The 16048-nt window shown below is 72.3% G+C and carries 16 protein-coding genes; 7 read left to right on the top strand and 9 right to left on the bottom strand.

The window, feature by feature from the left end:
- Nucleotides 1-67 precede the first annotated feature (67 nt).
- The 6 genes from BLR33_RS02005 (at nt 68) to BLR33_RS01985 (ending at nt 4292) form a co-directional block, all read left to right on the top strand.
- Complete coding sequence (locus BLR33_RS02005; protein WP_093782456.1) at nt 68-1957, top strand: amidohydrolase; 1890 nt, start codon at nt 68-70, stop codon at nt 1955-1957.
- A gap of 11 nt (nt 1958-1968) precedes the next feature.
- Entirely contained in the window at nt 1969-2481 is a 513-nt protein-coding gene (locus tag BLR33_RS02000) for a DoxX family protein (protein WP_093782455.1), read from the top strand.
- Nucleotides 2478-3176, top strand: coding sequence for a YoaK family protein (locus BLR33_RS01995; RefSeq protein ID WP_093782454.1), 699 nt, complete (start codon nt 2478-2480; stop codon nt 3174-3176). The genes BLR33_RS02000 and BLR33_RS01995 overlap by 4 nt, the downstream gene beginning before the upstream one ends.
- A complete protein-coding gene (locus BLR33_RS01990; RefSeq protein WP_093782453.1) occupies nt 3173-3385 on the top strand; it encodes an MBL fold metallo-hydrolase in 213 nt (70 codons plus the stop codon). Before BLR33_RS01995 ends, BLR33_RS01990 begins: the two co-directional genes overlap by 4 nt.
- An 84-nt stretch (nt 3386-3469) precedes the next feature.
- On the top strand, nt 3470-3595 hold the full coding sequence (locus tag BLR33_RS36640; RefSeq protein WP_265737011.1) for a hypothetical protein: 126 nt from the start codon (nt 3470-3472) through the stop codon (nt 3593-3595).
- A gap of 382 nt (nt 3596-3977) precedes the next feature.
- Nucleotides 3978-4292: a winged helix-turn-helix transcriptional regulator gene (locus BLR33_RS01985; RefSeq protein WP_093782452.1), complete on the top strand. Its 315-nt coding sequence runs from the start codon at nt 3978-3980 to the stop codon at nt 4290-4292.
- Between the two features lie 36 nt (nt 4293-4328).
- Here BLR33_RS01985 and BLR33_RS01980 read toward each other — a convergent pair whose 3' ends face one another.
- The 9 genes from BLR33_RS01980 to dnaK are packed head-to-tail and all read right to left on the bottom strand — an operon-like array spanning nt 4329 to nt 13770.
- The gene (locus BLR33_RS01980; RefSeq protein WP_093782451.1) at nt 4329-4778 is read right to left on the bottom strand and encodes a DUF1931 family protein; all 450 of its coding nucleotides are present in this window, start codon (nt 4776-4778) and stop codon (nt 4329-4331) included.
- 38 nt (nt 4779-4816) lie between these two features.
- Nucleotides 4817-6487 carry an FAD-dependent oxidoreductase gene (locus tag BLR33_RS01975; protein ID WP_245771085.1) on the bottom strand — a complete coding sequence of 557 codons (1671 nt, stop codon included), beginning with the start codon at nt 6485-6487 and terminating at the stop codon, nt 4817-4819.
- A gap of 29 nt (nt 6488-6516) precedes the next feature.
- Nucleotides 6517-6780: a UBP-type zinc finger domain-containing protein gene (locus BLR33_RS01970; protein ID WP_093782450.1), complete on the bottom strand. Its 264-nt coding sequence runs from the start codon at nt 6778-6780 to the stop codon at nt 6517-6519.
- On the bottom strand, nt 6780-7301 hold the full coding sequence (gene trxA, locus BLR33_RS01965) for a thioredoxin (RefSeq protein WP_093782449.1): 522 nt from the start codon (nt 7299-7301) through the stop codon (nt 6780-6782). Before trxA ends, BLR33_RS01970 begins: the two co-directional genes overlap by 1 nt.
- A complete protein-coding gene (clpB, locus tag BLR33_RS01960) occupies nt 7301-9925 on the bottom strand; it encodes an ATP-dependent chaperone ClpB (protein ID WP_093782448.1) in 2625 nt (874 codons plus the stop codon). The genes trxA and clpB overlap by 1 nt, the downstream gene beginning before the upstream one ends.
- Nucleotides 9916-10305, bottom strand: a complete 390-nt coding sequence (locus BLR33_RS01955) for a chaperone modulator CbpM (RefSeq protein WP_093782447.1) — start codon at nt 10303-10305, stop codon at nt 9916-9918. The genes clpB and BLR33_RS01955 overlap by 10 nt, the downstream gene beginning before the upstream one ends.
- Complete coding sequence (locus BLR33_RS01950; protein WP_093782446.1) at nt 10302-11279, bottom strand: DnaJ C-terminal domain-containing protein; 978 nt, start codon at nt 11277-11279, stop codon at nt 10302-10304. Before BLR33_RS01950 ends, BLR33_RS01955 begins: the two co-directional genes overlap by 4 nt.
- A 7-nt stretch (nt 11280-11286) precedes the next feature.
- Nucleotides 11287-11850 (bottom strand): nucleotide exchange factor GrpE, encoded by a 564-nt coding sequence (locus BLR33_RS01945; protein WP_093782445.1) that lies wholly within the window; start codon nt 11848-11850, stop codon nt 11287-11289.
- A gap of 9 nt (nt 11851-11859) precedes the next feature.
- A complete protein-coding gene (gene dnaK, locus BLR33_RS01940) occupies nt 11860-13770 on the bottom strand; it encodes a molecular chaperone DnaK (RefSeq protein WP_093782444.1) in 1911 nt (636 codons plus the stop codon).
- Nucleotides 13771-14020: 250 nt separating this feature from the next.
- Here dnaK and BLR33_RS01935 point away from each other — a divergent pair, with 250 nt between their 5' ends.
- Nucleotides 14021-15844, top strand: a complete 1824-nt coding sequence (locus tag BLR33_RS01935; protein ID WP_093782443.1) for a helix-turn-helix domain-containing protein — start codon at nt 14021-14023, stop codon at nt 15842-15844.
- The last annotated feature ends 204 nt before the right edge of the window (nt 15845-16048 follow it).

The raw sequence follows: 16048 nt of genomic DNA, 5'->3' as shown, positions 1-16048 counted from the left end.
ACGCACGTACGTGGCGGCCGGTGCGGGAGCTCCGGCTGCCTCGACGGCAGCAGAAACGGAGCCAATCATGGCATCAATGCCCGTCGTGGGTCTCGCCCCCGGGTCACCCCCTCGGCCCGCCGATCTCGTCGTGCGGAACGCGAGGATCTACACCGGCGACGCGCTGCGGCCGTTCGCCACCGCGCTGGCGGCCACCGCCGGGGTGATCGACGCCGTCGGCGCCGACGCCGACGTCGCGGACCTGATCGGTCCGGAGACCGTGGTCGTGGACGCCCTGGGCCGCCGGGCCGTGCCGGGCCTGAACGACTCGCACAACCACGTGGTCCGCGGAGGCCTGCACTACACCCTCGAGTTGCGGTGGGACGGGGTGCGCTCGCTCCGTCACGCACTGGCGATGCTGCGCGAGCAGGCCGCCCGGACACCGGACGGACAATGGGTGCGAGTGGCCGGCGGCTGGAGCGTGGAGTCCTTCGCCGAGCACCGCATGCCCACTCCTGCCGAGCTGAACGAGGCTGCCCCGGACACACCGGTGATCGTCACGCACCTCTACCAGGCGGCGATCCTCAACCGGGCCGCGCTCCGGGCCGCCGGGATCACCCGGAAGGTCGCGGCGCCACCCGGCGGCCAGATCGTCCGCGGCCACGACGGCGAACCCACTGGCATGCTCATCGCCGCCCCCGCCGCGCTGCTGCTCTACTCCACGATCGCCAAGGCCCCGGTGCTGGACCCCGACGGCCAGCGGGAGTCCACTCGGCAGTTCCTCCGCGAGCTGAACCGCTTCGGACTGACATCGCTGATCGACGCGGCCGGCGGCTTCCAGGACTACCCGGGCGGCTATGCCGCCGTGACCGATCTGCACGAGGCCGGCGAGCTGACGGTGCGCATCGCCTACCACCTCTTCCCGCAGACCCTCGGTGGCGAGGTGGAGGACCTGCGCCGCTGGACAGGCATGGTTCGGCCGGAACAGGGCGACGGCTGGCTGCGCTTCAACGGCGCGGGGGAGAACCTCACCTGGGCCGCCGCCGACTTCGAGAACTTCGCCCAGCCGCGTCCCGAACTCCCTGCGTACGAGGGCGAATTCGAAAAGGCCGTGCGGCTGCTCATGGAGAACGGCTGGGGCTTCAGGCTGCACGCCACCTACGACGAGACCATCCGCCGCGACCTGGCCGTCTTCGAGAAGCTGGCCGCCGAGGGACTCTTCCCCAACGGCAACCGCTGGCTCTTCGACCACGCGGAGACCATCTCGCCGGAGAGCCTCGACAGAGTCGCCGCCCTGGGCGGCGCCATCGGCGTACAGCACCGGCTCGCCTACCAGGGCGAGACGTTCCGCGACCGCTACGGCACCGAGGCCGCGGCTGCCGCCCCGCCGCTGGGTGCGATGCGGGAGCGCGGCCTGACCGTGGCAGCGGGGACGGACGCCACCCGCGTGTCCACGTTCAACCCCTGGGTCGCCCTGTACTGGCTGGTCTCCGGCCGCAACGTCAGCGGCGTGCCGCTGCGCTCGCCCGCCAACCGGGTGGATCGGGAGACGGCCCTGGGGATGTACACCGCAGCAGGTGCGTCGCTCACCGGGGAGGGGGGGATCAAGGGCATGCTGCGGCCCGGCTACTACGCCGACCTTGCCGTGCTGAGCGAGGACTACTTCACCGTCCCGGAAGGCGAGATCCCCGGCATCGAAGCGCTGCTCACGGTAGCGGGCGGTCGCATCGTCTACGCGGCGGGCCAGTTCGAGGGCCTCGCCGCGCCGGCGCCGGCGGTGGTGCCCGAGTGGAGCCCGATCGCCCACTTCGGCGGCTACCAGGCGTCTCCCGGACAGCCCGGTTCGCAGCGTCCCGGAGTCCAGCAGGCCAGGTCGCTGGGCCAGGCCGCCGCAGAATCCGCCCAGTACCGCACCTGGCGGGCCGATCGCGGCCTCGCCGCCGGCCTCGTGGCTCTCGACGATCCCTGCTTCGGCTGAGGAGGCTCCGGATGAACGTCGGTTTGCTCATCATCCGGATCACGGCCGGGGTCCTCTTCGCCGCCCACGGGCTGCAGAAAGTGAGCTTCCGGCTCGGCGGGCAGGGACTGGCGGGCGGCATCGCCGAGTTCCGTGCGGATGGTTTCCGCGGCGGGGCGCTGACAGCCTGGGATGCGGCCGGCGGTCAACTCACCGCCGGGGCGCTGTTCCTCGCCGGCGTCCTCACTCCTGTGGCAGCCGCCACGGGAGTCGGCGTGATGACGGTCGCCGTCACCGTGAAGTGGGCGAACGGGCCGTGGGCCCCGCACGACGGCTACGAGTACCCCGGCATCCTCGTGGTGGTCGCCGCGGTGCTCGGCTTCACCGGGCCCGGGCGCTGGTCGGTCGACGGCGCCTACGGGCTGACACCCTGGCCCGGGTGGGTCGCTGCGGCCGCCGCGGCGCCCGGCCTGACAGCGGGCCTGCTCACCCGGCTCGCCCTGCGCCGGGCCCCGCGCGTTCCGGCAGCCGAGGACGCACGGTGAGGACCACTCTGCTGCGTCTCTCCGACCTGCTGCTGCCGGGCAGCGCCGCGAGCTACGGGCCGGTGCCCGTGCTGCTGATCGTGCTCACCTTCGTGACCGGCGTCGTGGACGCCGTCAGCTACCTCAGCCTCGGCCACGTCTTCGTGGCCAACATGACGGGCAACGTGGTGTTCTTCGCGTTCTCCCTGGCGGGGGCCAAGGCCCTCTCCCTCTGGGCGTCAGCGCTCGCCATAGCCGCGTTCATGGCGGGCGCCCGGGCGGAGACACGCCTCGGGCGCACCCCCACCGAGACCGCGCGGCGCTTCCGGGCCATCGTCGGGCTGCAGTCCCTCCTGGTGGCGGGGGCCGCGCTGTCGGCCGCCACCCTGGGCCACCGCACCGCGGGTGCGGCGGCGGCGCAGATCATCCTGCTCGGCTGCGGCATGGGGCTGCAGAACGCGGTCGCCCGCCGACTGGCCGTCCCCGACATCACCACCACGGTGCTCACCCTCACCGTCACCGGGCTCGCCTCCGACCGCCCGGGACCTCCCACGACGCGCCGCCTCATATCCGTGGCCGCGATGTTCTGTGGCGCCCTGTGCGGAGCTGAGCTCACCCTTCACGCCGGCACAACCTGGGCCCTCCTGCTCGCACTGGCGCTGCTCCTCGCCGTTGCCGTGGCGGCGAGCGCCCCCATCGAAAGGAACCGCACATGACCGTCTACTCCCACTCCCACGCGGACCACATCGGCGCGGCAGGGCTGTGGGGCAAGGAGGTCGAGCGCATCGGCCACATCGAGAGCCGCCGGCTGCTGCGGCGCGAAGCCGACACCCAGCGCCCGGCCCCCGAGACCCAGAGGCAGTACATGGCCGATCTGACGGCCAGTACGCGTGCCGCCCTCACCGGGCTCGACCCGACTCCGTAGTTCGCCAAGTACGGCCCCACCGGCAATTTCTGGGCCATTTTCAAGACCTACCTGACTGCCGTCGCCGAGCAGGCCGCCATCCCGGTGACCAGCAAGTATCGAGGGATGCTCGCCGCCGCCGACGTCTTCACCGTGGACGACGCCGCCGCGCTGGTCGAGTCGCTCCGCATCGACTCCGACGTCCTCGGTCCCTTCGGTATCCATGCGTGAGTGACAGGGCGCGGGTAGCCCGGCACGGCCGGCTCGGTGCCGGCCCGCCCAGCACCCCGTCGGCGTGTGGGACCAGGGCTGGGCCCGATCCCCAGCCCCCTTCCCGTGCCACCGGCCCCTGACCTCACCGGCGTCGTGCCGTGGCGCGAGCCGGGGTGCTCTTGCCGCCCGCGGCCGGTGTGCCGGCTGGCGTCGATGTCCGTGCCGGAACCCGGATTGTGGGCCTGGTCGGCGACGGTGGTAATGCCGGCGTTGATCGCTCGCACCGCGCCCCACCGCCCGCCCGCGTACACGTCCTCGGTGGTGAACCCGTCGCGAAGTTCCTGGTTCACCCTCTGCGCGTGCGGAAACAGAGTCACATCGCTGGAGGTATGCATGGTCGGTGACCGTCATCTGCCGGCTCGATGACGGCCCGCTGCGGTTCAACGCGCTGCGCCGTGCGGTGAATGGCATCACGCAGCGGATGCTGAGCATCACGGTGCGCAGGCTTGAGCGCGACGGCTTGATCAGCCGTGCCGTCGAGCCCGCCGTGCCGCCCCGCGTCGAGTACGCGCTGACCGAGCGCGGTCGCAGTCTTCACCGTGTCCTTGCGGAGCTGGTCGCTTGGACCGAGGAGAATCTCGACGAGATCCGGCGTGACCGTGAGCGCTACGACGACGCCGCCAGGGCTGAGGAGTTGTTGGCCTTTCCGGCTTGAAGAGCGGCGGTTCGGCCGGTCAGGCGGACGCCCCGCTCAGACCAGCAGGTCGAAGAGTTCGAATGCCTCGTCCCACTGGTCCGTGGAGGGGCGGCGGGTGTCGGCGGCGATGGTTTTGAGGGCGCGGGCGAGGGCGACGCTGAGGCCGCCGGCCAGGTCGGGCAGCCGCTGCTCGGTGTCCTCGGCGGCGTCCATGCCGAGGGCGGGGCGGGCGGCGAGCTGGTCGAGCAGCGGACGCAGCTCGATGCCCTCCTCCAGCTTCTTGAAGGCGTGGATGCTCTCCTGGAGGCCTTTGGTGACCGGGAGATCCTGCGGTTCGATGATGTCCCGGTCGTTGGCCTTGGCGTCGGCGGTGCCGACGAGGAAGAGGTCGTAGAGCTTGGCGTCCACGAAGTCGTTGTAGCGCTTGAGGTCGTTCTTGCTGACGTCGAGGCCGGCGGCTGCGCGGAAGAAATGCTCGAACTTGGCAACTCCCATGACGGGCATGACGTTTTACCTTTCTCGCAACGGTGGAGGGGCTGAGGTCATCGGACGGCGGGTGCTCCCACCTCCCCGAGGTGCTCGTGTGCCAGGCGGACGGCCATGGCGCCCTCACCGACCGCGGAGGCCACCCGCTTGACCGAGCGGCTGCGGACGTCGCCGACGGCGAAGACCCCCGGCAGACCGGTCTCCAGCGCGAGCGGGACGCGGCCCAGGGGCTCCCAGGCGTCCGCGGCTGCCTCGGCCACGTCCTGCCCGGTCGGAATGAAGCCGCGCTTGTCCAGGGTGACGGCGCCGGCGAGCCAGGAGGTGGCGGGACGCGCGCCGATGAAGACGAACAGGGCGCGGGCGGGCAGCACCTGCTGCTCGCCGGTGCGGTTGTCCTCGACGAGGACGGATTCGACCCGCTCCTCGCCGGAAACCTCCCGGACTTCGGTGTGCAGCCGGACATGGATCCGGGGGTGCCGCTCGATGCGGTCGATGAGGTAGCGGGACATGTTCTCCTCCAGGGCTCCGCCGCGGACCAGGAGGTGGACGGCGGGCGACTCGCGCGCCAGGAACAGCACTGCTTGGCCGGCGGAGTTGCCGCCCCCTACGACGGCCACCGTGTCACGGCGGCAGGTCCGTGCCTCCCAGACGGTGGCGGCGTAGTGGACCCCGAGTCCTTCGAACCGCTCGATGCCGGGGGCGGCCAGCCGCCGGTAGCGGGCGCCGGTGGCCACCACGACGTTGGTCGCCGTGACCGTGCCGCCGTCGGTGAGCCGCACGAGGCTGTTCCCGTCGCGTTGTTCGAGGCCGGCGGCCTCGGCGGGGACATCGATCCGGGCACCGAACCGGTCGGCCTGTACGACGGCGCGTTCGGCGAGCTCCATGCCGGAGATCCCGGCGGGGAAGCCGAGGTAGTTCTCGATCCGTGAGGAGGTGCCGGCCTGGCCGCCGGTCGCGACGGCGTCCAGGACGACGGTGGACAGTCCCTCGGAGGCGCCGTACACCGCGGCGGCCAGGCCACCGGGTCCCGCGCCGACCACCACCAGGTCGCAGACGCCCTTCGCGGGGGTCTCGGTCCGCAGCCCGATGACGTGGGCGAGTTCGGCATTGGAGGGATTGCGCAGCACCCGGTGGTCGTGCCAGAGGACGATCGGGGTCTCCTCGGGAGCGACACCGAGACGCCTGAGCAGTGCCTCGGCCTCGGCGTCCTTCTCCAGGTCCGCCCAGCGGTGCGGAAGGCGGTTGCGGGCGGCGAACTCCAGCAGCCGCCGCGTGTCGGCGGAGAAGGCGGAGCCGATGATGCGGAAGCCCGTGCCGACGCCGACCAGGAGCGTACGGCGCAGCAGGTAGGCCCGCAGGATCACATCGCCGAGCCCCGGTTCGCGGCTGAGCAGGTCGCGCAGGGCGGCCGATCCCACGGCCAGTACCTCTCCGGGCTTGTTCACCACCGCGCTGACGAAGGCGGTCTGGCCCTCCAGCAGGCCCAGTTCGCCGAGGAAGCTGCGCGGACCGTGCCGCTGGACGACGTGCTCCGGATCGTCGTGGACCACGGCCACCTCGCCGCTGAGGACGACGAAGAACTCGTCCGTGCGCTCGCCCGCCCGGAACAGCTGTTCCCCCTCGCCGACCTGCCGCTGCTGTCCGCAGGATCTCAGGATCGCGATCTGGTCGTCCGTCAGCCGCGGGTAAGCGGCGTGGACGTCGGCCGTCGGGGTCAGGGTCGGCACGGTTCGCTCCCCTCTTCGGAAACAGACGCTCAGACCATCGCCTCGTGCACGAAGCACCACCGCCAGTCCTCACCGGGCTCGAACGACCGCACGACCGGGTGCCCGTCGGCCGCCGCGTGAGCGCGGGCATGGCGCATGGGGGAGGAGTCGCAGCAGCCGACGTGGCCGCAGGTCAGGCACAGGCGCAGATGCACCCACGGAGTCCCCATGCGCAGGCAGTCCTCGCACCCCTCCGGCGTTCTGGGCGTCACGGGCCGGACCATCGACAGGTGCGGGTCGGAAAAGGTGGTCATCACGGCCTCCCTGAGGCGGGATCGGCTGATCCGTGGGACGCCGACAGCGACTCGTCCACCCACCGGCGCAGCGCGTTCGCGGGCGCGGCGCCGGTCTGGCGGGCGACCTGCCTGCCGTGGTCCAGAACCAGCAGGGTGGGTACGGCTTGGACGTCGAAGCGCCGCGCCAGCCCCGGCGACTTGTCGATGTCGACCTTCACGAGCTTGATCCGGCCGGCCAGATCCGCGGCGACCTTTTCGAGGGCGGGGCTCACCATGCGGCAGGGACCGCACCAGGTGGCCCAGAGGTCCACCAGCACGGGCACGCTCGCCTGCTCGGCGACCTGCCCGAAGTCGGCGTCGCCCGCTTCGGCGATCCAGGGCAGCGGCGCCCGGCAGTTCCCGCACCGCGGGCTGCCCTGCGCGGCGGCGGGTACCCGGTTGGTCCGGCCGCAGGTGGCGCAGGTGACCGTCCGTGCCGACGCCTCGGCCCCATCGGTGTGGTGGCCGTGGTCGGCGCGGCCTTCGTGGGGAGTGCTCATCACGGCTCCTGGGGCTCGTCCTGGAGAGTCACGGCCAAGTCGCCGCCCTCGGCGTCGACCAGGATGGTCACGCCCTCGCGTGCCTCGCCGCTGAGCAGCGCGCGGCCGATCCTGGTCTCGACCTCGTGCGAGATGAAGCGGCGCAGCGGCCTGGCGCCGTAGACCGGGTCGTATCCCTCGGCCGCGATCAGCCGGCGGGCCTGCTCGGTGAGGACGAGCGCGATGCGCTGCTCGGACAGGCGGTCGCGCAACTCGGCAAGGAGCAGATCGACGATGCGCTCGATCTGCGCGATGCCGAGCGGGTGGAAGAGGACGACGTCGTCGACGCGGTTGAGGAACTCGGGGCGGAAATGGCCGTTGAGTTCGGCCATCACCAGCGCCCGCGCCTCGGGCTTGATCTCGCCGGCCTGGGTGGCGTCCTGCAGCAGGTATTGGGAGCCCAGATTCGAGGTCATGATGACGACGGTGTTGCGGAAGTCGACGGTACGGCCCTGCGCGTCGGTGATCCGGCCGTCGTCCAGCACCTGGAGCAGCGTGTTGAACACATCGGCGTGCGCCTTCTCGATCTCGTCGAAGAGCACGACGGAGTACGGCTTGCGGCGCACCGCCTCGGTGAGCTGGCCGCCCTCCTCGTAACCGACGTAGCCGGGGGGCGCGCCGACCAGGCGGCTGACGGTGTGCCGCTCCTGGTACTCACTCATGTCGAGGCGGATCATGTTGGTCTCGCTGTCGAACAGCGCGGCCGCCAGCGTCTTGGCCAGCTCGGTCTTCCCGACGCCGGTGGGGCCGAGGAAGATGAAGGAGCCGATCGGCCGGCGCGGGTCGCGCACCCCGGAGCGGGCCCGGATCACCGCGTCGGCGACGAGCTGGACGGCTTCGTCCTGCCCGACCACGCGCTCGCGCAGGATCTCGTCCAGCTTGAGCAGCTTCTGCCGCTCGCCCTCCTGGAGCCGGGTGACGGGGATGCCGGTCCACGCGGAGACGATCCCGGCGATCTCCTCGGCGGTCACCACCTCGCGCAGCAGCCGGTTCTCGCCCTGTTTGGCGGCGAGCTGCTCCTCCTCGGCGGCCAGGCGGCGCTCCAGTTCGCTGACGGTGCCGTAGCGCAGCTGGGCGGCCCGGTTCAGGTCGTAGGCACGTTCGGCCTCCTCCGCCTCGTGCCGGGCGCGCTCCAGCTCCTGGCGCAGTCCCTGGACCTTGCGAATGGCCTGGCGCTCGGCCTCCCACTGCGCGTGCTTGGCGTCCACCTCGCCCCGCAGGTCGGCCAGTTCGCGGCGCAGGTCCTCCAGCCGGGCGCGGCTGGCCGGATCGGTCTCCTGGTCCAGCGCGGCCTCCTCGATCTCCAGCCGGGTGGCCCGGCGGGTGAGTTCGTCGAGTTCGGCGGGCATGGAGTCGATCTCGGTCCGCAGCCGCGCGCACGCCTCGTCGACCAGGTCGATGGCCTTGTCGGGGAGGAAGCGGTCGCTGATGTAGCGGTGGCTGAGGGTGGCGGCGGCGACCAGTGCGTTGTCCTGGATCTTGACGCCGTGGAAGATCTCCAGCCGCTCCCGGATGCCGCGCAGGATGGAGATGGCGTCCTCGACGGTCGGCTCGTCCACCAGCACGGTCTGGAAGCGCCGCTCCAAGGCGGCGTCGGACTCGATGTGTTTGCGGTACTCGTCGAGCGTGGTCGCGCCGATCATGTGCAGCTCGCCGCGGGCCAGCATGGGCTTGAGCATGTTGCCCGCGTCCATGGCACCTTCGGCGGCGCCCGCCCCGACGACGGTGTGCAGTTCGTCCACGAAGAGCAGGATCCGGCCCTCGGCACTCTTGACCTCGGCCAGCACGGCTTTCAGCCGCTCCTCGAACTCGCCGCGGTACTTGGCTCCGGCAACCAGCGAGCCCATGTCGAGCGAGAACACCGTCTTGTCCCGCAGCCCTTCGGGCACGTCGCCGCGGAGGATGCGCTGGGCCAGGCCCTCGACGACAGCGGTCTTGCCGACGCCCGGTTCGCCGATCAGCACCGGGTTGTTCTTGCTCTTGCGGCTGAGGATCTGGATCACCCGCCGGATCTCGGCGTCCCGGCCGATGACCGGGTCGAGGCGGCCGGTGCGGGCCTCGGCGACGAGGTCGCGCCCGTACTTGTCCAGCGCCTCGTACGCCTCCTCGGGGTTGGCGGAGGTGACCCGCTGGTTCCCGCGAACCGTGGTGAGGGCGGCGAGGAAGGAGTCCTTGCTGACGCCTTGCTCGCCGAGCCGCCGGCCGGCCGCGGTGGCCGGACCCTCGTCCACCAGGGCGAGGACGAGGTGCTCGGTGGAGACGTACTCGTCCTTGAGTCGCCTGGCCTCCTGTTCCGCGGTCTCCAGCAGCCGGGCCAGCCGCTGGGTCACCATCACCTGGCCGGGTGTGGCACCCGGACCGGTCGTGCGCGGGCGCTTGGCGAGGTCGGCCTCGACGGCGGTACGCAGAGCAGCCGGGTCCGCACCGGCGTCCGCGAGCAGACGGAGCGTCAGGCCGTCCTGCTGGTCGAGCAACGCCAGGAGCAGATGCTCCCCGTCGACCTCGGTCTGGCCCATCCGCACCGCGACGCTCTGGGCTTCCTGCAGCGCTTCCTGCGACTTCTGGGTGAGGCGGTTCATGTCCATGTGGTCGGCTCCTTGGCGGCTCGTTCGCCGCGCCGCAGTGCGGTCTCCAGACGTTCGATACGGTCGAGCAGGTCCAGGACGACGCCGACAGCCGCGTAGTTGAGACACAGTCCGTCCCGCAGCCGCTGTACCCGGGCGAGGGCGGCCGGGGCGCTCGGCCGGAACCACAGCCGACCCCGGGCGTCCCGCTCGGCGTCCACCAGCCCGAGGGCGACGAAGCGGCCCACGAGTTCGGGCGGCAGGCCGCTTCGGCCGGCCACTTCGGCCAAGGGGAGCCGGTAGGGGCTGGGACCGGTCCGGTGGATCCGCACCAGGGGATAGGCGGCCCTCGTGGCGGCCTGTCCGGTGCCTTCGGTGGGGGAACGGCGTTCGGCTCTCATGTCTGCTTCCTCGGGTCGAAGGAGGAGACGGCCGCCAGTTCCTCGAACAGCTCGCGCTCACGCGGACTGGGCGAGGGCGGCACCATCACCTGGATTTCGGCGTAGAGGTGCCCGGGGGAACCTTTCGGGTGCGGCATTCCCTCACCGCGCAGTCGCAGCCGGCGGCCGGTGGAGGTACCGGGCGGCACATGCACCTTGACCGCTCCGCCCGGACCCGTGACGGGAACCGTCGCCCCCAGCGCGGCCTCCCAGGCCGTCACCGGCAGATCGACGTGGATGTCGCGCCCGACGAGGCGGTAGCGCGGATGGGGCGCGATGCGGACCACCAGATAGAGGTCCCCGGCGGAACCCGGGCCGCGGCCCCGGCCGCCCTCTCCCGCGAGCCGGATGCGCTGCCCGTCGACGACGCCGGGCGGGATGGTGACGTCGTAGCTGCGCTCCGCGCCGTCCCCGCCGAGGGTGATCTTCCGCCGGCCGCCGCGGTACGCCTCCTCCACACTGAGCGTGAGTTCGGCCTCCTGGTCCGCGCCGGGAACCGGGCCGCCCCGCCCGGCACCGCCCGCCCGGCCGCCGAACATGCCTCCGAAGAGATCCTCGAAGTCCACGCCCGAGCCGTCGAAGCCGGTCTCCGTCCAGGTCGGGGCGCCGGTCCGGCCGGCGCCCCGGGCGCCCCCGAAGGGACTGCCGCGGTACGTGCCGGCTCCGCCACCGGCGCCCTGGCCGGCCGCGACGCGCTCGTCGTAGTCCTCCGGAATCTGCCGGAAGTCCGGGCCGAAGCGGTCGTAGCGGGACCGGGTGCCGGGGTCGGACAGCACGCTGTACGCCTCGTTGATCTGCTTGAAGCGTTCCTCGGCGGCCGGATCACGGTTGACGTCCGGGTGGTAGCGGCGGGCCAGCGTGCGGAACGCCTGCTGGATCTCGGCGGCGTCGGCGGTGCGGGGAATGCCCAGCACCTCGTAGTAGTCGTCTGCCATGGCGGCCTCACTCCTGCTTGCGGCTGACCGCCACCGCGGCCGGCCGCAACTGGCGGCCGGGTTCGCCGTAGCCGGGCCGCAGCACCCGCACGACGGTGCCCGGAGCGGTGTCGGGTTCCGCCACCACGGACACCACCTCGTGCCGCTCGGGGTCGAAGGGCACACCGGTCTCCTCGTGACGGGGGTATCCCAGGCTGCGCAGCACCTCGACGGCCTGGTCGCGTACCGCCCGGACCCCGCTGACGATCGCGCCGGGATCATCGGCGCCCGCGTGCGCGAGGGCCAGTTCGAGGTTGTCGACGACCGGGAGGAACGCCGCGGCCACCCTGGACCGCTCGGCCTCCCGTTCCCGGGGAAGCTCACGGGCGTAGCGCTTGCGGAGGTTGTCGAGGTCGGCGAGGGCGCGCCGCCACCGGTCCTCCAGCTCCTCCACCTCGGGAACGGCGGGAGCCGGCGGCCGCTCCTGCTGCCCGGACGCGGGAGCCGACGGCGGATCACGGTGCGCGGGCGCCTGCTCGGGCTCGGGCGGGGAGCCGTCCTCGGCGGGACCCGTCTGCTCCTGATCCGACATGTCGCCGCCTCAGCTCTTGTCGAAATCGGCGTCGATGACGTCGTCATCCCCAGGCGACTCGCCCCCGGCACCCTGACCGGGTGCCGCGCCGGGCTGGGCGCCACCGCCGGCGCCATCGCCGGCTCCGGCGGTGTGGGCGGACAGCGCCGCGTGGATCTGCTGCAGTTCGGAGGTCAGGTTCCGGGACCGTTCCGCCGGCGCCTCCTCCTTGATGGCGGTGCGCGCCTCGTCGATGAGCAGTCGGGCGCGGGCCCGCTCGTGCTCCGGCGCCGCGTCGCCGAGGTCGTCCAGTCGCCGCTCCACCTGGTAGGCGGCGGCGTCGAGTTCGTTTCGCGCGTCGATGGCCTCGCGCAGGGCCAGGTCGCCGGCCCGGTTGCTCTCGGCCTCGTCGATCATCCGCTCGACCTCGGACGGATCGAGGTTGGAGCCTTCGCTGATGGTGATCGACTGCTCGGCGCCGGTGTCCCGGTCCTTGGCGCTGACCTTGAGGATGCCGTTGGCGTCGATGTCGAACGTGACCTCGATCTGCGTCTCCCCGCGCCGGGCCGGCCGCAGGTTCTCCAGCCGGAAGCGGCCCAGCACCCGGTTGTCGGCGGCCAGTTCGCGTTCGCCCTGGAGCACCACGATGTCCACGGCCGGCTGGTTGTCCTCGGCCGTCGAGAAGGTCTCGGACCGGCGGACGGGGATCGTGGTGTTCCGGTCGATGATCTTGGTCATCACACCGCCGGCCGTCTCGACGCCCAGCGACAGCGGGGTGACGTCCAGCAGCAGGACGTCCTTGACCTCGCCCTTGAGCACGCCTGCCTGGACGGCGGCGCCCAGCGCCACCACCTCGTCCGGGTTGACGCTCATGTTCGGGTCCTTGCCGCCGGTCATCCGGCGCACCAGGTTCTGCACGGCCGGGATACGGGTCGAGCCGCCGACGAGGATGACTTCGTCGATGTCGTTGTCGGTGACCTTGGCGTCACTCATCGCCGTCCTGACCGGCTCGAGGCAGCGCTCCACCAGGTCGGAGGTGATCTGCTCGAAGGTGGCGCGGCGGACCGTCTCGGTGAGGTGCTTCGGCCCGGCGGCGTCCGCCGTGATGAACGGCAGGCTCACCTGGGTCTGGCTCACCGAACTCAGCTCGGTCTTGGCCTTCTCGGCCGCTTCGAACAAGCGCTGCAGCGCCTGCGGGTCCTTGCGCAGGTCGATGCCCTCGGCCTTCTGGAAACCGTCCGCCAAGTGGTCCACCAGCCGGCGGTCGAAGTCGTCGCCGCCCAGATGGGAGTCGCCGGCGGTGGCGCGGACCTCCACCACTCCGTCGCCCACGTCCAGCAGGCTGACGTCGAAGGTGCCGCCGCCGAGGTCGAAGACCATGACGGTCTCGTGGCCCTTCTTGTCCAGCCCATAGGCCAGCGCCGCGGCGGTCGGCTCGTTGATGATCCGCAGGACTTCGAGACCGGCGATCTTCCCGGCGTCCTTGGTGGCCTGGCGCTGGGCGTCGTTGAAGTACGCCGGTACGGTGATGACGGCCTCGGTGACCTTCTCGCCGAGCGCCTTCCCTGCGTCGTCGGCGAGCTTGCGCAGCACCTGCGCGCTGATCTCCTCCGGGGCGTACTGCTTGCCCTTCACCTCGAAGCGGGCCACCCCGCCGGGCCCCTCGACCACGTCGAAGGAGACCGCCTTGGCCTCGTCGGAGATCTCACCGTAGCGGCGGCCGATGAACCGCTTCGCCGAGGTGATGGTGCCCTTGGGGTTGAGGATCGACTGCCGGCGCGCCAGCTGCCCGACCAGCCGCTCGCCGTCGTCGGAGAACGCGACCACCGACGGCGTCGTCCTGGACCCCTCCGCGTTCGGGACGACGGTGGGCTCGCCGCCCTCCCAGACGGCGATGACCGAGTTTGTGGTGCCGAGATCGATGCCTACTGCCTTAGCCATGGGAAAACCCTCCGTCGGGACGCGGGACCGGCCGATCGGCGCGCTGCCGGGGCGTCGGAGGCAGCCGCGCCGCACCTGTCGCCAGCCTCCCGCGGCACGACGCGTGCTCACTCGCCCCCGCGGGACCAATCCGCACCGCCCTTCCCGTCCGCCAGGACGGGGGCACGGCACGGCTCTCGGGTGAAGCCCCGGGCCGAGCGGCGTAGCGTTGAGTAGCCGGAGTCGCTGTCGAGCCGCGAAGGGACCCGCGATGGACGCTGTTCCCCTGCCGACGGCCGCGTCCCACCCTCCCTTCCCCCAGCCGGGGGCCGCCCGGCACACACTGCTGCGGCTGGTGGCGGTCATGCTCGACGGCGACGACGAGCGCGAGGTGCTGTGGGGTGCCATGGCGGCGATCGCCGCTACCGGCCCGTTCACCGCAGAGGCGGCCTACGCCGTGCACGACGGTCTGGCGCGGCGATGCCCACCGTCCCGGGCGGCTGCCTCCGCCGCCGTCCGGCCGGGGAGCGTGACGGCATCCGAGTCGTCGGAGGCGGACCCCGCCGAAGCGGCGGCCGCTGACCGGCTCGACCGCCGGATCGGCGCCCTGGACGGCCACAGCCGGCACCTGTACGAAGTCGGCGGGCTCCGGGTGCAGGCCATCGCGCTGCGGTACCGGGACCACTGCCTGGGCTATCTCGTCGTCCGGTCCCCGGCCTCACCCTCTGCCGAGGAGACGGCCTTGACCGATCTGCTCGCCCAGCAGACCGGGATCGCCCTCGCGCGCCTCACGGGGGGCCGGGGAGAGTCGGCCCGCGTCGGCCGGGGGAGCCCGCCCGGCGGCGAGGAGCGGCTGGGAACCGGGAGCGGATCGCCCACCGCCGGCCCCGCGACGACCGTGTCCGCCCTGACCGCGCGGCTCGCTCTCCACGAGGCGCTGTCCCGGGCCGCCGCCGCAGGCGAGGGCGAGGCCGGAATCCTCCGGATCCTGCACGACAGCACGGGATTCGCTGCCCGTACCGAGGACCGGTTCGGCAACCTGCGCGCCCGGGCGGGCCCCGACCGGAGCGCGCCACGGGGAGGACCCGGCGGCAGACCGCCCCCGGAAGCGGAGAACCAGCGCCAGGACGCCCTGATCCGGAGCGTGCGGCGCCGGCCCGGCGCCGTCCGGGACCGGGACCGGCTGGTCGTCCCCGTCCAGATGGCCGGAGACCTGCTCGGCGTGGTCGCCCTGGTCGATCCGCACCGGCGGGCCACGGGAGCGGACAGCTCGGCGCTCGAACAGGCTGCCCTGGTGCTGGCCCCCCTGCTCTCCCACGAACGCAGACTCGCCGAGCTGGAGCCCCATCTGCGCCGCGACCTGGTCAACCGGCTGATCGCGGGTGAGGCGACCGACGACGTCCTCACCCAGGCGGCAGCCCTGGGCCACGACCTGCACCGGCCGCACAAGGCCGCCGTACTGCAGTGGCCCGGAAGCCCCGAGCGGGCCGCACTCGGCGACGCGGTGGCACGGGCGGCCCGGCGGCTGCACCGGGACGTGCTCGTCGGCTCCCGCGGCGCGACCACCGTCGTCCTGGCGCCCGACGAGGACCGGGGCGACCCCTGGGACGAGCTGTACCGGGCCGTCTCGGACGAACTCGGCACCGGAGCCGGCTCGATCGGGGTCGGCGGCCGCTGCGATGTCTTCACCGACCTCCCGCACTCCTATGACGAAGCGGTCCGCGCGCTCACCGTCCGCCGCCGTTCCCAGGAGCCGAACGGCAGCACCAGCTTCGAGGAGCTGGGCCTGTGCCGCATGATGGGCTCCGGCGAAGGCGAACGGGAAGCCGACCGCTTCGTCGCCGAATGGCTGGGACTGCTCCTGGAGTACGACGCCCGCCACCACACCGAGCTGGTGACCACGCTCTCGCGCTACCTGGAGAGCGGCGGCAGCTACGACGCGACCGCGGAGATGCTCCTCATCCACCGCAGCACCGTCCGCTACCGCCTCCAGCGCATCCGCGAGATCACCGGTCACGACCTCGGCGACGTCGAGACCCGCCTCAACCTGCACGTCGCCACCCGCATCCGCAACGTGCTCGACGCACCGCGCTGAGCGAGCCGCGCCGGCCGGCCTCCACAACCGCGCGGTCTGCGGGGACCACCGTGGCGCGGCAGCGCCACGGCCGCCGGCACCTCCGCTCCGCGGCCGGCCGTTTCCCCGACACGCCAGGACGGCGGTACGGGTCGAAGCGCCTCGCGCAGGTGATGGCTGAAGCTCTGGCCCGGTTGCAGGTCTGATGCGGCGGTGTCGGCGGCC

Source organism: Actinacidiphila guanduensis (genome assembly GCF_900103985.1).
Taxonomy (GTDB): domain Bacteria; phylum Actinomycetota; class Actinomycetes; order Streptomycetales; family Streptomycetaceae; genus Actinacidiphila; species Actinacidiphila guanduensis.
This window is presented reverse-complemented; position numbering and strand designations above follow the sequence as displayed.